16 protein-coding genes are annotated in these 19,148 nt (G+C 63.4%); 3 read left to right on the top strand and 13 right to left on the bottom strand.

Annotated features, from left to right (window positions below):
- Window positions 1-8 precede the first annotated feature (8 nt).
- The 3 genes from ACFQZZ_RS15315 to ACFQZZ_RS15305 form a co-directional block, all read right to left on the bottom strand.
- Window positions 9-3,272, bottom strand: coding sequence for a BTAD domain-containing putative transcriptional regulator (locus ACFQZZ_RS15315; protein WP_378680043.1), 3,264 nt, complete (start codon window positions 3,270-3,272; stop codon window positions 9-11).
- 456 nt (window positions 3,273-3,728) lie between these two features.
- Window positions 3,729-4,241 carry a hypothetical protein gene (locus ACFQZZ_RS15310; RefSeq protein WP_378680040.1) on the bottom strand — a complete coding sequence of 171 codons (513 nt, stop codon included), beginning with the start codon at window positions 4,239-4,241 and terminating at the stop codon, window positions 3,729-3,731.
- Window positions 4,242-5,021: 780 nt separating this feature from the next.
- Window positions 5,022-5,336, bottom strand: a complete 315-nt coding sequence (locus ACFQZZ_RS15305; protein ID WP_378680037.1) for a hypothetical protein — start codon at window positions 5,334-5,336, stop codon at window positions 5,022-5,024.
- A gap of 253 nt (window positions 5,337-5,589) precedes the next feature.
- Between ACFQZZ_RS15305 and ACFQZZ_RS15300 the strand changes: the two genes are divergently transcribed.
- A complete protein-coding gene (locus ACFQZZ_RS15300; protein ID WP_378680034.1) occupies window positions 5,590-8,370 on the top strand; it encodes an AAA domain-containing protein in 2,781 nt (926 codons plus the stop codon).
- Window positions 8,371-8,563: 193 nt separating this feature from the next.
- Here the strand turns inward: ACFQZZ_RS15300 and ACFQZZ_RS15295 are convergent, their stop codons facing one another.
- From ACFQZZ_RS15295 to ACFQZZ_RS15260, 8 genes are all read right to left on the bottom strand, one after another.
- On the bottom strand, window positions 8,564-8,797 hold the full coding sequence (locus ACFQZZ_RS15295; RefSeq protein ID WP_378680031.1) for a hypothetical protein: 234 nt from the start codon (window positions 8,795-8,797) through the stop codon (window positions 8,564-8,566).
- A 242-nt stretch (window positions 8,798-9,039) separates the two neighbouring features.
- Window positions 9,040-9,351: a hypothetical protein gene (locus ACFQZZ_RS15290; RefSeq protein WP_378680028.1), complete on the bottom strand. Its 312-nt coding sequence runs from the start codon at window positions 9,349-9,351 to the stop codon at window positions 9,040-9,042.
- Between the two features lie 461 nt (window positions 9,352-9,812).
- The gene (locus ACFQZZ_RS15285) at window positions 9,813-10,037 is read right to left on the bottom strand and encodes a hypothetical protein (RefSeq protein ID WP_378680025.1); all 225 of its coding nucleotides are present in this window, start codon (window positions 10,035-10,037) and stop codon (window positions 9,813-9,815) included.
- Between the two features lie 17 nt (window positions 10,038-10,054).
- Window positions 10,055-10,273: a hypothetical protein gene (locus ACFQZZ_RS15280; RefSeq protein ID WP_378680022.1), complete on the bottom strand. Its 219-nt coding sequence runs from the start codon at window positions 10,271-10,273 to the stop codon at window positions 10,055-10,057.
- A gap of 18 nt (window positions 10,274-10,291) precedes the next feature.
- A complete protein-coding gene (locus ACFQZZ_RS15275; RefSeq protein ID WP_378680019.1) occupies window positions 10,292-11,551 on the bottom strand; it encodes a hypothetical protein in 1,260 nt (419 codons plus the stop codon).
- Between the two features lie 3 nt (window positions 11,552-11,554).
- A complete protein-coding gene (locus tag ACFQZZ_RS15270) occupies window positions 11,555-11,854 on the bottom strand; it encodes a WXG100 family type VII secretion target (protein ID WP_378680016.1) in 300 nt (99 codons plus the stop codon).
- The gene (locus tag ACFQZZ_RS15265; RefSeq protein ID WP_378680014.1) at window positions 11,851-12,189 is read right to left on the bottom strand and encodes an ESX-1 secretion-associated protein; all 339 of its coding nucleotides are present in this window, start codon (window positions 12,187-12,189) and stop codon (window positions 11,851-11,853) included. The genes ACFQZZ_RS15270 and ACFQZZ_RS15265 overlap by 4 nt, the downstream gene beginning before the upstream one ends.
- A 417-nt stretch (window positions 12,190-12,606) precedes the next feature.
- Window positions 12,607-14,160: an acyl-CoA carboxylase subunit beta gene (locus ACFQZZ_RS15260; protein ID WP_378680012.1), complete on the bottom strand. Its 1,554-nt coding sequence runs from the start codon at window positions 14,158-14,160 to the stop codon at window positions 12,607-12,609.
- 741 nt (window positions 14,161-14,901) lie between these two features.
- Here ACFQZZ_RS15260 and ACFQZZ_RS15255 point away from each other — a divergent pair.
- Both ACFQZZ_RS15255 and ACFQZZ_RS15250 read left to right on the top strand, forming a co-directional pair.
- Window positions 14,902-15,609, top strand: a complete 708-nt coding sequence (locus ACFQZZ_RS15255; RefSeq protein WP_378680010.1) for a DUF4352 domain-containing protein — start codon at window positions 14,902-14,904, stop codon at window positions 15,607-15,609.
- A gap of 766 nt (window positions 15,610-16,375) precedes the next feature.
- The gene (locus ACFQZZ_RS15250) at window positions 16,376-17,491 is read left to right on the top strand and encodes an MAB_1171c family putative transporter (RefSeq protein ID WP_378680007.1); all 1,116 of its coding nucleotides are present in this window, start codon (window positions 16,376-16,378) and stop codon (window positions 17,489-17,491) included.
- 107 nt (window positions 17,492-17,598) lie between these two features.
- Here the strand turns inward: ACFQZZ_RS15250 and ACFQZZ_RS15245 are convergent, their stop codons facing one another.
- Together ACFQZZ_RS15245 and ACFQZZ_RS15240 are read right to left on the bottom strand one after the other, a co-directional pair.
- On the bottom strand, window positions 17,599-17,886 hold the full coding sequence (locus tag ACFQZZ_RS15245; RefSeq protein ID WP_378680004.1) for a hypothetical protein: 288 nt from the start codon (window positions 17,884-17,886) through the stop codon (window positions 17,599-17,601).
- Between the two features lie 473 nt (window positions 17,887-18,359).
- Window positions 18,360-18,653: a hypothetical protein gene (locus tag ACFQZZ_RS15240; RefSeq protein WP_378680002.1), complete on the bottom strand. Its 294-nt coding sequence runs from the start codon at window positions 18,651-18,653 to the stop codon at window positions 18,360-18,362.
- Between the last annotated feature and the right edge of the window lie 495 nt (window positions 18,654-19,148).

The raw sequence follows: 19,148 nt of genomic DNA, 5'->3' as shown, positions 1-19,148 counted from the left end.
AGTCGTTGTCAGCGAACGGTACGCAGCAGTTCGAGCACCGCCTCGTCCGGAAGCCGGGCGCCCGCAAGGAACTCCGCGCCCAGGCGCACGGGCCCGAGCGCCGCTTCCGCCTGGTCGAGCGCTCGCCGCCGTAACGGGCCGATGCGAATGACCCCGGCCCTGCGGTTGATCCGATCGGTGGCGCCGAGAATGCGGGCCGCGCGCTCCGGGGCACCCTTCGCCAGCGCGACCAGGGCGTAACCGATTCCGACCTCGGCCAGCAGCGCCGCCGAGGTCTGGGCGGCCAGATCGCGAGGCATGGCCAGTTCTCGCAGCGCATCGTCCGGCTGCCCCGCCGCGACCAGGGTCGCCGCGTGCACGGTGCTCACGAAGACCGGGTTCACGAAGCGGACGGTGTCGTGGCGTCCGGCGGGCGGCGGGCCGGCGGGAAGCGGCTGCTCGGACATCCGCCGGAACAGTTCCATCGCGCGGTCGTTGTCGCCGCGCAGGTGCGCCAGGTGCGCCTGCGTCGCCGCCAGGAAGCGCCCGGGTGCGGGGATGATGTGCGGGGTGATCAGGGGCTCGGCCCGGTCGAGATATGTTGCCGCGCTGTCGGTATCGCCGCCGACCAGGTACATCTCCGCCGCGAAGAGCAGCACGCCGATGCGCTCACCGGCGCCAAGGTCGGCGCTGAGCAGTTCCAGCGCGTGCGCGATCAGCGGGCGGGCGCTGTCCAGGCCGAGCATCCGGGTCCGGTAGCTGGCCAGGGAGATCAGGGCGCGGCTGTGTGACCGGGCGTCACCGTGCGCGCTCAGGCAGGTCAGCGCCGCCTCCAACGTGGGCAGGGCGCGGGCGGGATGGTCGCCGCCCAGTTCATCGAAACCTTGTGCTATCAGGGCATTTCCGCGTAGCCATGGATCGTCGGAGGTGGTGCAGGCGGTCAACAGGCTGTCGTCGTCGCCGAGCAGGTCACGCAGCGCCAGTACGAGCACGAACATCGGGTGCGGGGGCCGATCTTCGGTGAGGGCAGCACGGGTCAGTCGCTCGAATTGCCCTGTGTTCTCCCGGATTTGGCCCCACCAGATATTGGTGAAGTACGCGAGCAGCTCCTCGCCGTACCGGCAGGCCAGATATGCCCCGGTGCACCCCGGCGGCGGTGTGTCGCCGAGCAGGCTGAGGACCTCGCGGCGGCGTTCGGAGATGTCGCCGTGCAACCCGCGCAGCAGCCAGTACCAGACGAGATTCCCGTACAGGCGAACCGCACGCTCGCCGTCGCCCGCGTCCAGCGCCCACCGCAGCGCGGTTTCGCAATTGGCGTGTTCGGCGATCAGACGCGCAAGCCAATCGGGGTGTGCGGCAGTGCGTAATCCGGGGGCGGCGGCGTCGGTGAACTCCAGGAAGCAGTCGGCATGGATGCGGGCGACCTCGTCCGCATCGCCGACTGCGGTCAATTCCGCGGTCGCATAGGCTCGGATGGTCTCCGCCATTCGATAGCGCTGTCCGTCGAAATCCACCAGCGACTTTGTCACCAGTGAGGTGACCGTGTCGATGGCGTCCGGACCACACACCCTGGTGATGGCGTCCAATGTCGCGCCGCCCGCGAAAATCGAAAAACGCCGGGCTGCTGCGGCTTCCGCATCGGTGAGCAGTTCCCAGCTCCAGGCGACAGCCGCGTGCAAGGTGCGATGACGCGGGACCGCGTGACGAGTGCTGTTGGTGAGCAAACGGAAGCGATCGGTGAGCCGCGCGCTGAGGTCCGGCAGCGGCAGACTCCGCACGCGAGCGGCGGCCAGCTCGATGGCCAGCGGCATGCCGTCGAGGCTGCGCACGATGGCACGGATATCCGCGGAATTGCTTTCGGACAGCGCGAAATCCGGGAGGGCCGCGGTGGCGCGGTCGAGGAACAGCCGGACGGCGGGCGATCCGGCTGCCGCCAGGAAATCCACGTCGGCTTCGGGCAGGTCCAAGGTCCGGACCGGATACAGTCGCTCGCCGTCCACGCCGATCGGCTCCCGGCTCGTGGTGAGGACCCGCAGCAGGGGTAGCCGTTGCAATAGATCGTCGATCAGGCGCGCGGTCGCCTCCACGACATGCTCGCAGTTGTCGAGTACCAACAGCATTCGGCGGCCGGACAGCGTCCGCTCCAGTACTTCGGCCCACTCCGCGCACAGTTCGTCGGGTCGCTCGAACCCGGCGAGCGCGTTCACTATCGCCACTCCGACCGCGGTCACGGCAGGTCGGCCAGCTCGTTCTCGCTCGAGTGCGGCCAGTTCGACGAAGGCGTAGCCATCCACCCAGTCCACGGCGTGCGCCCCGACCGTCTCGGCGGCCAGCCGAGTCTTTCCCACACCCCCGCTACCCGACAGTGTCACCAGTCGGGACTCGCGCAACGCCTGCCGCACTCCGTCCACGTCGTGTCCGCGTCCGACGAAGCTGGTGCGACGCCCGGGCAGCAGCGGCGCGGATACCTTCGATGCCCCGGTGGTCGGGGATGCTGCCACAACTCCCGTACGACCCGATCCGGACGTCGTCTCGGAGACAGGTCCGTCGACGGTGGGATCATGGCGTGCGTTGGTGTGAAGTTCGGCCAGGGCCGAGCGCAGCACCTCGGCGGGTGTTGTGCCGAGCTCCTCCCGTAACAGGGCCTCGGTGCGTTGAAACTGCTGTATCGCCTCGGATGTGCGCCCCGCTGCCGCCAGTGCCAGCACCAGTCGCGCGGCGAGCGTCTCACGGAACGGATGTGCCGCGACTTCCGTGCGGAGCTCACGCAATACTTCGCCGCCTCGGCCCAAGGCTCGCAAGGCGTCCGCTCGCAGTTCGATCGCTTCGAGCCGCTGTTCGGTCAATCGCAGTGCCGCAGCGTGCAATACGTCCGATTCCCCCACATCGATCAACGGCTCCCCGCGCCACAACGCGAGCGCGGTATCGAAGCGCGCGATGGCTCGTTCTGTCTCCCCGGCCGCGAGCAATGTCCGCCCCGCCTCGACCTCACGCGTGAACAGATGCGCGTCGACGTCCTCGGACGCAAGCTCGAGCACATACCCGCCCCCATCCCTCCGCACCACCCCCGGCGCCGCCGCGCGCAACCGACTCGCCAAGGTCTGCAACGCATTCCCTGTCCCCGCCGGCGGGTCCTCTCCCCACACCCCGTCCACCAGTCGCGCCACCGGAACCACTCGCCCGGCTTCGAGCGCGAGCAACCCCAGCAATGCCCGTACCCGCGGCCCCCCGACCGACGCCCTCGTCCCGTCCGCGGCCTCCACCATCACCGGACCCAATAGTCCTACCAGCATGAATCGCTCATATCACGATCGATCCTGCGTGGCGGCGAGCCTCTCGTCAACCCGGGCCAACCTGGGGATCGGTGCGGGCAGTGGGGGCCGTCGCGGGAGGCGCCGTCACGGCGATCTCGGTGGGGAGAGGGTCTCATGACTTGGGGCAACCGATAGTCACCATGCCCAGACCTACTTGACGCTACCGATACCGACACCGCGACAGCGATGTCGGTGATCCTGAAGCTTCGCGGCGAAACCCGCGATATCGACTGTTTGTACTGCTAGGGCACTCAACAGTGAAGACCGATGATAGCCGTAGGGCTGCGCTAAGCAGTGTTGTGCGTTCGGTGACACCGAGGGCGGCGCGTGCGGGGTGGACTGGGGAGGTCAGGTCAGCCACGTGGAGGGGTATGCGGCCTGCCGCCCGGCGGGCTAGGTGCGCTACCTACATGAGGTCGGCCTCTGCCCCGCGGATCAGTACAAGGACGGTAGGGCATCGGTAACCCGCTGCTGAAACTGAAGTCGCAGGGGATGGATGGGCTCGTATGCCTTCTTGCACGATTCGGGGCTCTCCGCCCAGATGGAGTGGTAGGCAGCATCGTTTATCTTGTGCGCGAGTGAGCGCAGATCAGCGTCGAAAACTCGGGCGGCGAACTCCTCTAAGCGAAGGTGAGCGTCTTCCCAGCCGGCGGCTGCTGGCGTCTCCCACTGACGGGCGGGCCAGCGGTTGGTCCGTTCGTATTCGCTGTAGATCCGGTTGAGCTCTTGATCGGCTGCGTTGATCAGATCCCTGACTGCTGACTGCAACGCGAGGATGCTGTCTCGCTGGAAGCTGTCGCGTGCGGTCTTGCGGTCACGCTCGTACTGCTGATCACGCACGGTGATGTCACGTTTCGCCGTGATTCGTTCTTTATAGACAGTGAGTACCGACGTCGTCACGGAGCCGAGAACGACTCCGACGAACCCGAACCATGCTTCCGCAGCCATGCGTCTATCTTGATCCCGGCAACGGGGCCATGGCGGAAGGTCGGGAAGTTCTCTCCGGCTCGGTTGGCCCGGCGGTTCGGAGCCGGCGTCATGACGCATCGCAGCTAGCTGGCGTAGCTGAACGGCACCAGCTGCTCGCTGCCGTGCAATTTCCAACACCTCATCAGATGGCGTGCGCGGGGAGATTGAAGGCAACGTGACCGGCCGACTGCGGATCAGCCCAGGCTGTTGGCCCATCCGGCAATGGCTGGAACAGACACAGCTTCTTGTGCGATCCGGCCATGTGCTGACCGGATAGGTGCGAGCCGCGACCACAGCTCAGCGCCCAGCCATTCGTCTCCCTGTATTCCATTCCAGTCGACAGCGCCTTGGTCCTGGACGGGTCTTTCAGCCATCGCGGCCCAGAGTCCGATGGCCGGTCGAATGGGGATTGCTGTGGCGACGCGGGAGGCAGCGGTGGCGATCGCGATCCCGGATGGGTCGAAATCACCCCAGTACCATGCTGTTCCGGCTATAGGGCCAAGCCCTGCGACGTCGACTTGCAGTGAGTCGACTTGAGCGGGGAAGGAACGACCGCAGCCCCAGGCGACGACCCCTATCGGATGGCCTGGTGAGTTGCGGAGCAGATCGATAAGGACCCAGTACGGATCGCTGTTCTCAGTGATCAGGACATCGGGTCCGGTGCCGACGACCGCACCGGGCAATGGAGGGGCCAGCCGGGTACATGCGAGCAGATCGAGGGTGACCCGGTTCGGACCGAACAGGGTTGTCCGCGTCAGCTCATCGAGGCGCTTTTCCCGACCGAAGATTTCGGCCGAACGAAAGCGCAGGGGAACGATGGGGGTTGTGCTTGGTGGATTGTGGCTCAACCAGTTGTTGATGGTCGTCAGATCGTCGAAGAGATCGTCGGATAGCGAGCGCACCGAAGCGGCCCACCCGAGTTCCGCCCGCCAGGCATACGATTTCCAGGGCTGCGATCTGCCAAAGCTGATTCTCGACGTCCCATCGCCGACCAGACTGGGGAACCGCCTCCTTCATCATGTCGAGAAGCTCGCGGTCGGCTCGACTGAAGGCGATGATCCACTCGCCGTCCATCCCCTCGACTGTGACCCTGGCTCTCACCGGCCCCTCCCATTCCAATCAGTCACCGCACTACTTCGGCAACATTGAGAATGCACGAATTATCCTTGCTTGCAATCTCTTTCATGTGGTTGGGCCAGATCGGGCGTGGGCGCGGCCGACTGTCACGGCCAGCTCGTTGCCCTAAAGGTAAAGTGCCGCAATAGAAGACAGAGAAAACCCTTGAACTGTAGGATGCTTACGCGGGCGGCGGCAGTGAGGGGATGCAATGCTCGATCCACGGGTTGTGGCGGTCGTTATCCGCCGGAAGGAGGACTGGGTTCCCGAGGACAAGACTCTGGAGATCAGAGTATTCGAACCGCGATCGGAGCGGGTCCGGGTGCAGTTCGGGAAGCCCAAGGATTACTCGTTCGGGTGGGAGCGAGTGACGGTTCTCGAACGGCCTGCGCCGGTGCTGCTGGGGCCGCACGTGCTGTTGTTCGTAGACGGATCCGCGGCGGCCGCGACAGAGGCGTACCTGTTCACCGGCCCGCAGGAGGTCGGATCGTGGTGGCATGTGTTGACCGGTACGGGCGGATGGAACGCCTACAGCGCGGACCGGGTGAAGGTGCTGCCGAATGCCGTCATCACCCCGCGCTCCCGTGATGTGCTGACGTACTGGCGCGCAATGGCGGAGAAGCTGACCGGCGATTCCGGAGTTCTGCTCCGAAACCATCAGAGCCTGAACTTCATTCACTCCGAAAGCGCGTTGGCCCGCATTCTTGAGCATGAGCCGATCGAGCCCAGGCCCGATGACGAGATCCCGCTGCCGGTGTATCCGTTCCGTACCAACATCAGTCAGAGTGCGGCGGTGCTCAATGCGCTGCGGTATCCGATCTCAGTAATCGACGGCCCGCCCGGAACCGGGAAGACGCAGACGATCCTCAACATCATCGCCTCGGTGATCTGCCGACCTGGCGCGACGGTCGGGGTGGTGTCGTTCAGTAACTCCGCTGTCGACAACGTTTTCGAGAAGCTGAGCAAAGAAGGCTTCGGGATGGTGGCGGCCAATCTGGGGCGCGCCGACAAGCGGGATGAGTTCTTTGCCAGCCAGGGGCCACGCAACACCGTGGTCGATGCGATGTTGCGCGCCAGTTCGGTGGCTGTCCCGGAGGCCTCGGACCAGCTCGGCAAGGTGAATCGGCGCCTCGCCGCACTGCAGGAGCAGGATCGCCTGCGCGCCGAGCTACGGCATCAGCTGCACGGATATCAGTTGGAGCAAAGGCACTTTCAGTCGTTCTTCGACCGCGGTGAGGTACCGAACGTCGACGACCTACCGCTGTTGCATCGCTACAGTGCGGGCAAACTGCTCGATTTCATCGCCGACACCGATCCGCGGTGGAGCCGCGACCGCGGCTGGGGCCGGATGGTCGACATAATGAACCGCTATTTCAAGTACCGGGCGCTCCGCAAGGTCGATGCCGGCGACATCGACGTCGTGCTGCAGATCGAGCGCCTGTACTACGAGAAGAAGATCGCTGAACTCGCGCGACAGATCGAGCAGCTGAGCAAAACCTTGGCGGGCAAGAAGTTCGACGCATTGTCGGCCGACCAGGCGCGGCTGTCCGGGCAGATGCTCCATGACGCGCTGTGCGCTAGGTATGCCGCAGTGTCCCGTACGGTCTACGACCGGCGGTATCGGCGGCAGTTCGGGCAGTTCACCCACGACTACCCGCTCATCCTGAGCACCTGCCATTCGCTTCAGAACAGCATCGGGCCTTCGGCCCTGCTGGACTATCTGATCATCGACGAGGCATCACAGGTGGATCTGGTGACGGTGGGCCCCGTCCTGGCATGTGCGCGGAACCTCATCGTGGTCGGTGATCTCGAGCAGCTCCCGCCGGTCACGAAGGATCTCACCGATGCGCCCGCGGCACCCGATCCGGTCTTCGACTACCGGCGCAGCGTCCTGTCCTCGATCATCGACCGTTACAGCGATCAGATGCCCCGGGTGATGCTGCGTGAGCACTATCGATGCGATCCGGACATCATCGAGTTCTGCAATCGAAAGTTCTACGACGGCAAGCTGATTCCGTACACGCGCAGCGCGACGAAGTTCGCTCCGATGACAGTAGTGCGGACCGCTCCCGGCAACCACATGCGCTATGTCTACGGCGACGACGACCCGAAGTCGAAGGGGCGCAGCAACGAGCGCGAGATCGACGTGATCCAGCACGAGGTCCTTCCCTGGATATCCGCCGATATCCCGCCGCACGACATCGGCGTCACCACCCCCTACCGCCGTCAGGCCGACAAGGTGACCGACGCCCTGATCGATTCCATCGAATCCGATACCGTGCACAAATTCCAAGGGAGGGAAAAAGACGCGGTCGTCATGACCACGGTGTTGGACGACACCCGGAGCAGCCGGTCAGCTCTGGAGTTCGCCGACGATCCCAAATTGATCAATGTGGCTGTATCCCGGGCGATGCGCTTGTTCGTCCTGGTCACCCATCCCTCTGAACTGCCGAAGAGTCGGCACCTGCGCGATCTGATCGGTTACATCCGATATCGGGATCCGGACAACGCCGTCGTCGACAGCGACGTGGTGTCGATCTTCGACCTGCTGTACACAGACCGCGAGGAGCGGCAGCGCAAACACCCGCATATCGGTTGGGGGCGTACCGAGTTTCCGTCGGAGGACATCGCACTCACGATGCTGGAGGAGGTGCTCACCGAACCCGGTCGCAGCCACCTGGCGATACATCGACAGGTCTTTCTTCAACATGCGTTCCCGCGCGGTCTGGACCGGCTCGACGATCAGCACCGCGAGTTCGTCCAGCGCCGGGCGTCATTCGATTTCGTCCTCTACAACCGGATCACCAACGCCAACATGTGCGCCATCGAGGTGGACGGCTTCCGTACCCATGAGGCGGACCCGAAGCAGCTCGCCCGTGATGCGATGAAGAACGAGATCTGTCGGCGCTACGACTTCTCATTGCTGCGCTTGGCAACCACCGGAAGCAACGAAGCCGCACGGGTCCGCCGCTTCCTCGACCGACTGCCCTGAACACCACCGGAACGGACACCAGAACGCCCGCCCGAAGCATCACCGACCTACTACCGCGGCCTGCCCTGAGGATCCCGCCACGCGATCCCCAGCCGTTCCAACACAGCACTGTGTGAGTGAAGTCGGCCGCAGCATCATGGTGCACACGCCCACGGGCCATGTACTTGCGCTGAGTCACCGCCGGGTCGGCGTGTTACAGCATGTCCGTAGTCACCCGAGCGGACGATCCTTGATCGTCGGGGAGAACCGCAACCAATTTGCGGAACGCGTACGGACTCACATCGTCAGGCAACCCCAGCGCCTCGCGAACCTGCTGCCACTGGTGATTGACGTTCACCGGGTCCCGCAGCGTCCAGTCGAACGACGGAAAGATCAAATCCACTTCGTAGTCATCCGACCGCGGATTCTCCCGCTTGCGTAGCTGCAATCGCCAGGACCTCAGACAGTGACAACCACCCTGAGACCTCGAGATCCGGCCCGAATCTGCCTCTGGAGCAGACGCGCGAGTCCTCATGTGCCACCAGCACGTTCCGTAACGGCTGGAACGCACGTAGACAGCGGTCGTTCACCTCATAACCCAGAGGTCGCAGGTGATCGACTGATCTTCTGGCGCAGAAACGACATCCGCCCGACACTGACGGTCGGACCGATGCGCTGTGTGACCCCGATTTAGCTGCTGCCGAACACACCACCCGGTATGAGATTGTGGAACAGACGCCACAACGGATCATTGCCGCGACCGCGGTCGTGATCCCCCCACCAATCTTTGCCCCACCAATCTTTGCCGTGGCCGTTGCCCTGGAAGCCAGGACGGTCGTCCCAACGGTCATGCCTGATTTCGGTGCCGACCGTGACGGACGTCGCCGGATCGGCCGAGGCCGGAATCGTCGATATTGTCAAGGACGCAGCAGCAATTGCGCCAGCGACAGCTGCGCGGGCCAATATCCGGCGCGACGTAGTGCATGTGGTTGCCATGAACACGGCAGCTCCTTTCTAACGACAGTGAACGTGTTCACCATCCCCAATCTGCCCGAAGGAAACCGGGGCAGGTTGGAGATCGACAGTGCCGACGTATAGGTGTCCTGTCCCCAACCCATTATCGGCCGCAGGTCCCACGCTAGTCCGACGACAACGCTGACGACAGTTGCAAACCGGTATCCCTGCAACTCCATCAGGAACGGCGTCCGATTTGCCCCTGATCGTCGACCGTGCCCGCGCCTGGGAGTGTGGGGACCGGTTGGGGACCACACGTCATGTGTGACCACGAACAACCGGCCGATACGGGGGGCACCCGACCAGATACAGACCGTGTGTCACGTGCACGGATGCATGACTGCGATTGCTGGGGGTCAAGTTGGCTCCCGTCGACCGACGCGGCTGACAACGTGCCTGTCGGTAAGGATGCTCTCGTCGGGCACGGTCATACCCTTGGAGAAAGGGCGCTATACTTCGTTACTGTTGTCGTAGCCTTCCGTCCAATAGTTTTTATCTATCTCGTAGGATTGGACGACAAAATTGTCGGGATAGTCGCAGAATCCTGGCTGCGTGCGAAGTCTGTCGACAGCATTCCGGGCGTCGGCTTCCGACTCGTATATGCCGATGCGTTTGCGATCGTCTGCATCGTCGCCGACTGGACGTACGTGTTCGAGAAGAAAGAGTGATTCCATCGAGTCTCCTTGGCTCATTAGTCTGGGGTGAAGAATCCCTCTGTCCAGTGATCTTTGCCTATTGTGTATCGGTCTATATGAAAACAGTCAGGACGATCGCGGAATCCCGGCAGATCCTGCGTCTGCTCCACGGCCTCTTTGGCCTTGAGTTCGGTGGAATACAGCCCTATTGTTCTGACAATTTCGGTGCCATCGTCAAATTCATACCAATGGTCTAAGACATAGATGTAACTCACCGGCACCTCGTACATTCTCTAGTTTGGATTCTTCCAGCTTCGGTCGCCGTATTTCTTGATCTTGTTGAACTCGCTGTTGGGACCGGTACCCTCCCAGTTGCCAGGTCCATAGTGTTCGTCCATCAGTCGGCGTGCATAGGCTTTCCCGCTTTCTCCCACGTAGGGCGCCTTGCCTTTGGCCCAGCTCGGTGCGTCGCTGGCTTTGTCTTTGCCGGAGCCCGATGCCGGAATCTTCTTGGGGCGATCGGTGCCTCCAGCGGCCTCGTCACTGTCGACATAGACCTTCATCGCGATGATGGTCGCCAGAGCCTGGATGCCATCGGTGAGGCTGGGAACCTTGTCGAAGGCGTCGATGACTCCGACGGTGACGCTGACAGCCAGGGTGACCTTGAGGATCTGGAAGAGCCGCTTGGTGGTATAGAGGCCGCGGATGGCGGAGACAGTGTCGGCAGCGGCGGCTCCGACGCCGACGCCGGCAACTGCGATGGAGCCTCCGAAGCTGAACAGAGCGCCGATGACTGCGCCAGTGACAAGTAGTCCGACGGCCCAAGCGAACCCCGTCATCAATGATTTGATGGCGTCGCCGACCTCGTTCATCGAACTGTGGTAGTCCGCAACAGGTGCTGCGACGTTGAGGGAGGCGGCTGAGAGGTTTTCGGCTCCGGTTTTGAGGGTGCCGAAGCTGTCCTGGATCAGCTGCCGATTCTCGGGCTCGTCCATGCCGTCGAACAAGGCCGAGATCGCGGAGATCTTGGCGCTCGCCCCAGTGATTGTTTCATTGTCGGCGAAGGTTTTCCATGTAGTGGCGGCCTTCGAAAGCTTGTCCACATCGCCATTGGGAAGCTTTTCGAAGGTATCGATGATCTTGGCGACTAGTTCGTTGAAGAACTCTTCCACACCGCCGTTGTGTTTGACGCCATTACCGTTGTCGTGAACCGACGTCGGTATGGTGACCTTGTACTCCGAGACCTGCTGGATGGTCGGTGCCTGCGGTGCCGGATTGCTCTCGTTGGCTACACCATAGTTGTAGCCGTTGGCGTAGAGCACATTCCCGAAGTTGGTGAGTGCATCGGCCAGGTGCGTACAGCTTTGCATTGTTTGCTGCGCGACACGGTCGTAGGTTTCACCCCATTGTTTACATCCGGGAGCGTCGCCAGCCATTCCTGCGCATTCACCCTTGACGGCGTCGTGTACCGGCTTGTCGGTGCGGCGCAGCTCGGCGGCGAGGTCGTGGCATTTCTTAGCGGCGTCGTAGTAGGTTTCCCAGTTGACATGCACCGCTCATCTCCCCTTGAGCATCTTCAGATTCAGTTCGATCGCCCGGCTATAGCTGGTATGAGCTTTTCGGGCAGCTTCGCTCATGTCCTGGATGCCCTCGGTGAATTCCCTCGCGCCCGTGACCCATTCACGATGTGCCTCCGTATAAGCCTGAGCCGCAATACTTTCCCACCCAGTATTTGTGAGGGTAGCGACCCTGTCGTCTATCTCGTCGAGGTGCTCGGATATGAAGCCTGCAAGCCCTGACAGCCTTGCCACGATCTCGTCGAGATGGTCCAGATCAACCTGAAACTCTGAACTCATGGTAGATCCAAACTGGAGGTATTCAGTCCGGACGCGTTGCTTTCGTCGCGAGCCTGGTAGGTATCGGCGGTGACGCCGAGCTTCTCGGCCATCTCCGATAGTGCGGTGATGATCTGACCGCCGCCATCTCGGACGTCGGTCCAGCCGTCGGCGAACTTGACTGCCAGGTCGCCCGTCCACGTTCCGTTGGCCAGCGCATCGACGTCCTTCGCAGCAGAATCCAACGCGGTGCGTAGCGCCTCGGCCAGTTCGTAGACGTACTTGCCGACGTCGCGCACCTTATCGGGAACCACCGAAAGGTTCTGTCCAGAGGCTGGAATCCCCCCATCACTCATGGAGACGGACGCTACCTGACCCTGGGCGGCCGCGGCAACGGCGATCGAACGCGCGGCGTCGGAGTGAATTGCGCAGGGGGAGTTAGGTGTATCTCTCTTCCGCCGATGAAGCGGATGCTTGCGTGGATGGCCTGGCAGTTGCTGGCCCGGTTGGCGGCGCCGACAGCGGATCGGCTCGGACGAGAGCATGCAGGGAGCCGCTCCGGGCGCCTGCGTACCGCCGAGGGAATCGCAGTGGCAGTTGTGGTGAGCACCGATTTCGTTCCGACGGGAGCGCGCCCGGGTAGGTGGCTTGTCTGCGACTCAGTGGCTTTGGTGGTGAAGATTCGAGTGCGACCTCCTTATCCGGTCCGTTCGGCAACTGGTCCTGGCGGCTGGGCCCAATACTTGTGGTGCAGCGGTGGCGGTTCGGGAAGCTCACATCGGGTACACCGGGTGTTTGCGTGGGTTGAACTCCGGCTTGACCGGCGGCTTGTCGCGCAACAGGTGCAGTGCGCGCCGGATCTCCAGTCGGGTGTGCGCCGGTTCGATGACCGCGTCGATGTAGCCGCGTTCGGCGGCGATCCACGGGGTGGCGATCGTCTCGTTGTACTGGTTGATCATGAACTCGCGCGCCGCTGCCCGATGCTCCTCCGGCACCGCCGCCAATTGCCGCCTGCCGATGAGGTCGACCGCGCTGTCGGCGCCGATCACCGCGATCCGGGCCGTCGGCCAGGCGAAACTGATATCGGCACCCACCTGCCGGGCTGCCATCATGCCGTAGGCGCCGCCATAGGACTTGCGCACGACCAGGTTGATGATCGGGACCGTCGCCTCGATGATTGCGCGCGGGACCCGGCCGCCGCGGATGATCACACCATTGGCTTCCTGCTCGAGGCCCGGCAGCACGCCCGGGGTGTCGGCGACGAACACCAGCGGGATATTGAATGCGTCGCAGAGCCGGATGAAGTAGGTCGACTTGTCCGAGCAGGCGGCGTCGATGGAACCACCCAACACCAACGGCTGGTTGGCGATGACACCGACCGGATATCCGTCGACCCGGGCAAACCCGGTGATCAGATTCGGGGCGAACGCGGCGCGGATCTCGTGAAATTCACCGTCGTCGAAGATCCGTAGCAGGATCTCGTGCATGTCATAACCGGCGCGATCGGAATCCGGGATGATCGTGTCGAGCTCCCGATCGGAAGCAGTGATCTCCGGCTCCAGACCGGGGTTCACGATCGGCGGCTGCTCGAGACAGCTCGTCGGCAGGTAGCTGAGGTAGTTGCGGGCCCAGTCGTAGGCTTGCTGCTCGGTGTCGGCCACGTGATGCAGGGTGCCGCGTTCGGCCTGTACCTTGGCGCCACCGAGCTCCTCGGCGGTGATGTCCTCACCGTTGACGGCCTTGATCACCTCCGGCCCGGTGACGAACATGTAGGAATCCTTGGTGCCGATGAGCACATCGGTGTTGATCGGCCCGTACACCGAACCCGCGGCGCACTTGCCGAGAATGATCGACACCTGCGGCACATAGCCGGACAGTTTCTCCAACACCCGGGAAATATCACCGAACGAAGCGATCGAACCCACCGCGTCCTGGATACGCGCACCGCCGGAATCATTGATCGTCACCACGGGGCACGCGTTGTCGAACGCGAATTGCAGCGCCCGCATGAACTTGCGGGCGGAGGTGATACCGACCGACCCGCCGTACACGGTCTGATCGTGGGCGATCACCACCACCGGACGACCCCCGATCAGCCCGCGACCGGTGACCAGCCCGTCACCGTAGAGAGCATCCGGTTGGCCGGGCTGACGAGCAAACGCACCGGTCTCGATGAATGTCCCACGGTCGAGCAGCATGTTCACACGCTGACGAACGCTCGGGATGCCCTTCTTCTCCCGCTTGGCGGCACCGGCCTCACCTGCCGGTTCCTCAGCGATCGTCAGGATCTTGACCAGTTCATCGATCTTCGCCTGGGTACCTGCCACGCTCGCTGCCACCTTCCAAACCAACTGTTATGCCGTCGCGACGTTAAGCGGTATCGACACGGGACGTGTCATTGAACCGGATATACGGGAGAAATCACAGTCGAGGCCGGGCGCACATCACATCTCACCCAACAAGTTCGAACACAGTCAGAGGTATGCCTCTCGCTGACCATCTCGAGAGGGTCGCCCGAGCGGCGGCAGGATGCCAGCCCTCAGGCCAACCCTCTTTTTATCCCGGGCTGCCAACCCGATGCCGCACACATGAGCCCGCCCGTCGGTGGGCTAGTGGCCACTGACAGTCGACCTGATTACGGGATCCGCGACGGCGGCGGACAATGTGCAGGCGCACAACGCGTGGGCTCTCGATGAGGCGGGCGCGGCGGTCGCCCAGCTCGGCGAGGTGTCAGCCGAAACCCTTCGCAACGCTGTTGCTTCGCTGCTCGCCGGCATGCCAAGGAGGGTGCTGCCCTTCGAGATGAAGTGGTGCGATATCGGTCAGAGCTGCGCCGAGACCTTCAGAGGTGCGCGACCAACTTGAGGCGGTGCGCCGAGTTTCCGCGCGCCACGACACGGCTCAGGAGACATGACGTCTGAAATCCAATCTCGGCGCGTCGATAGCGACTCGCCACGGGCCACGTAACAGGACTCGGCAGCGCGCGTATGTGCAGCCAACAGCCCGCAATCGGGCTGCCATCACGGGGAACGACCGCTCTCGCTTACCCAACCCTCAAGGGGGACAACATGACCGAACCGAGTCAGCCCTACCCTCCCCAGCATCCATACCAGGGCCAGCCGCCCCAAGGGCAACCGCAGTACGGGCCGCCGCAACCCCAATACGGATATCGACATCCGCAGCCGCCACGCAAGAAGACGCCCATTTGGCCGTGGATTCTGATCGGTGCCATGATCCTGCTCTGCGGCGGGTGCTTCGGAATCGTCGGCCTATCGGCCAAAGATTCCCCGAAAACCAACGCGCACACCTCGGACGTGGCGGCGCCGGGGCAACAGCCAGCACCGGCCGCGACGACGCCGACCAAAGCTCCCCGCACATCCTCGGTAGCCGCCCTAGGTTCGGAGGTCCGCGACGGCAAATTCGCATTCGTCGTGACTCGAGTCGATCCGCCAGTGAAGGCTGTGGGCGACAACCAATTCCTGCGGAAAGAAGCTCAGGGCGAATACATCCTGGTCCATGTCACGGTCAGCAACGTCGGAGACAAGCCACGTAGCTATTTCGGCAGTAACCAGCAACTGATCGACGATCAGGGCCGCGAGTTCAACAACGACACCGCGGCCGAGATTAACCTGAATGATCACCTGTTCGCGGATATCAACCCCGGCAACAAGATCTCGGTGGTCATCGCCTTCGACGTCCCTCAGGGAGCCGTTCCCGCTGCTATCGAGTTCCACGACTCGGCGTTCTCCGGCGGCGTCCGGGTAGCTCTTAAATAGCCGAGCCGAGGATATCGCGGCAATGGCCCACCTGGCATGGATAAAGTGTGGGAACCCGATCCGGTCCCTTCCGGATCGGGCTCTCGCAAACACGAGTCAGCCGTAGCGCTCCAGCGCGGCCGTGATGAGCGCGCGAGCGGCGGCGCTGTAAGCAGACTGTTCGGATATTGACTTGAACGCACACTATCTGTGCCGTTCATTCGATTCCGGCGTATTCACCGGCCGTGGCCAGTGCGGGGCGTCCGATCGTTGAGCGCACGCCATTGGACAAACTCCTTGTCGGAGGGCCAACAGGTACGGACAACTCCATCGGACGGGTGTCCGTACCTGTTGGCCCGTACTTTCGAGGCCAACAGGAGGTCAAGACTCCGCCAGCCGAACCCATTGCAGATCACGGCAGGCTCAGTGTGCGTTGGTACATGCCGGGCCGCCCATCGGCTGAGGTCACCAGGCCGGTGCCTGGGGAATTCGTTGGTCGCTACTTCGGCTGAGCGGACTGGATGCGAATTCGCCAGCCCGGTCCGGTGAGGTTCACTGGCGTTGCCACGGTGCTGACGGACTGAGGGCGTGTGCGCCCAAAGAAATGAAAGCCCCACGCTGTCAATGAATTTCCCACTGCAGGTTGGTTCTCGGCGTGATTCTTGTTTGAAGCCCTCGGGCCAACCCAGTGGTCCGAAGGCCGTGTGGCTCTCGGCCCTAGGCTAGTGCCAGCACGTCGTTGCAGATTCGAATGTGTTGTCAGCCGCCGGACCAAGAGGATGCGTCGATGTCGTCACCGATACCGGAAGTCGTGGCCTGGGCAGTGATCGGCTATGTCACGGTTCTCCTGTCGGCTCGGTTGTGGCTCGGCGGCGGCGCTGTTATCGATCGGCTCGTAAACCACACGGGCCTGTGGAGCATCGCGGCCTTGCTGATATACCGGTGCGCATCGACGCCGACCATCGATGACCCGGCGAATCAGCTTGCCCTGGGCTGCGTTCTCATGACCACCACATACCAGTACAGCTTCGGTCGGCTCGTCAGCGCCGATTCCGATCCGGATACCGTATGGCGCCACCAGCGCAACGTCGCTCTCCTCGCCTTGGCCGCGACGGCGTCGATAGTCCTGGTCGCGGCATCGGCGAGATACTCGGGACGATCGGTCGACCTGCGCCTCGCGGGGGTTGGACTGGGCATCGGTTGCGCCTTCGCCGTCACCTACAACACGGTCGTGTTGACTCGCAGCTGCCTCGGCGCACTCCGCGATGTCGATACCCCGCGCGCGGCGCGGATCGTGTGTATCGGCCTGATCGGCAGCAATGCCGTTATCTGGGGTGCGCATGCACTCTCGCTTTCCCAGCTGGTCACTGGATGGCCCGACGGACCACAACTGTCGCTTGTCCAGGCTGCGTTCACCCTGTGGGTCGTGGTCAATGCGACACTGCACGCGATACCGCTGGTCGCGGAGCTGGTGCTGCGGGCGGGTATGGATCGCGCCACCAGAACCTGCCGTCGACTATTGCCGCTATGGCGTGACCTCACCGCGGCGGTCCCGGAGATCGTCATGCCCGCCGATGCGCGGCACGGCTCAGATCCAGCCACCCGTCTGATGCGGATGACTGTGGAGATCCGCGACGCAATGCTCCACCTAGGCGCTTACCTCCCGGCCGAAACCGATGAAACGCAACGCAATACCGTGCGAGAGCCCGAATCGGACCGGGGGACTACCGATTACGCCCATCGGCTGATGCGGGCGGCGCAGGCCAGAAAGGCGGGCCTACCGCCCGCTGGCACCGGCGCACCACCGCCCTTGCCCGTGGTCGCGCACGATTTCGACGCCGAGCTCGCGCACCTGATCGACCTGGCCCGCATCTGGCCGCAGGCCAAGGCCGCGGTGGAATGAGCCGATCGCGCCGCGCGCGGTGGATCGCCGGTCGCCATAGGGTGTATCCCATCGCGTTTCAGATCATTTCGCGACAGTTGGCGAACGTCGTAGCGGGCCCGGCTACCTCAACTCCATGCCGAGAGCACGTCAGCGGCGTTCCGCACCAGGTCGACGGTGTCGGCGAGGATGTGCTCGATATCGGCCAAAGACATTACGGCCAACGCTGTTTCGTGCGGAGCAAAGCCGGGAACGCTGGCGACCCCGCGAGTGAGTTCGGCTAGATCGTGGCGGTCGAACCGGGTGCCGAGCCATTTGATCGATCCGGCGAAGATCACCCCGGTTGGCGACGGGGAGCGGTCGGCGCCGATGAGGTCTATCTCGGGGTTGAAGGCGCCGTTCCACCAGCCGCCCACCGTGTGACGTCTTTCCAGGGCAGCGCTCCCGCGAGCGCGGTCAGTTCGAGCGCATACGAGGGGTGCGACGGCTTTGCCGCGCCAGGACGTCCAGCGTCGAGCGAACAACTCGTAGGCCCGTCGCCTCAGCCCCGTCGAACCAGGTCCTGAACCGAGCGCAGGGCCGCGAGGTAGAGCCGCACGTTGCTGTCAGCGACTCGGCAGAGTGCCGGTTTCCCGGGTTTGGCCGACAGTGGCTGGTCTACCGACAGCACCTGCTTGTCGGCCGAAAGTCGATGCAGTAGAGGCGATAGCGATCCGGAAGGCAATGCGCCGCTGTGGCCGCGATGGTGGGAGCGTGGTGGCCAGCCGCCGGAAGGCATCGGGCCAGCCGCCCGCCGACTGTCTCGGGGAGGGTCTCGGGATTCGCTGCGATCCCCGATCCTTTCAATTCCGAGCGCACGTCGCAAGCAATTCGGATACCGGCTTACCCTTCATGGTGGTGAAGCAAACATACGGCACGACACGGGAGCTGCGAGGAACAAGGTGTCGAGCGCGGGGCAGTCGAGGCCTTCGCCGGTGAACGGGGCCCGTGCCCGCCAGCAATAGAGGCGACTGGTCCGCTGTGCGAGTCGCAACCTTTCCGCGAGTGCTCGGCGGTCGCGGATTTTCAAGTCGGACACGACGTCCGGCGCCTGCAACTGCCGATCTCCTCGAAATCGTGCCGCGGCCGGCGTGAACGTCTCGCGGCGGCGATCGATCACCGAGAACATCGGGATGTCGAGCACGGCGACCGCGGCAACGACGCCGCCGATCCATCGGATCCCGGCGAGCGCACTGGTGCCGACTGGTGAGCGCTCGCCTCGATCGAGCCTGCGTCTCGTCTTCAGCCGTGGGGATATATCGGTCGGTTGACAAGGTCAAGATCGGACAAATACTGTCCAGTAACCATGACTCCTGTCCTGCCGTTCGAACACCCGAGAGGGATCATTGTGTCAATCCATATCGCCTTAACGTAGGTGCTACGTACGCACCTCGTTCGGGCGCTACCCCTCTTGTGCGCGCCTCAATCTTCTGGCATGTCCCCGTAGCGCTTCAGTCTTCAGCGTCGTTCGCTGATCAATTGTTCGACTGAGCCCGGCGGCACAGCTAGGTCCAATCTGGGCGTGGCCTGCACCATCTCCTCGGGGCCCCAGTCCGCCTGCGGAAGACGCTCCGCGTCCTTCGGGGCTCTTCGCTGTGCCTCGAGCGCGTCGAAATCCGTTATGTCGAAGCAGGAATGG

This window comes from Nocardia sp. GCM10030253 (assembly GCF_042675075.1).
Taxonomy (GTDB): Bacteria; Actinomycetota; Actinomycetes; order Mycobacteriales; family Mycobacteriaceae; genus Nocardia.
Note: the sequence above shows the minus strand (reverse complement) of the source record. Positions and strands in the feature narration are given on the sequence as shown.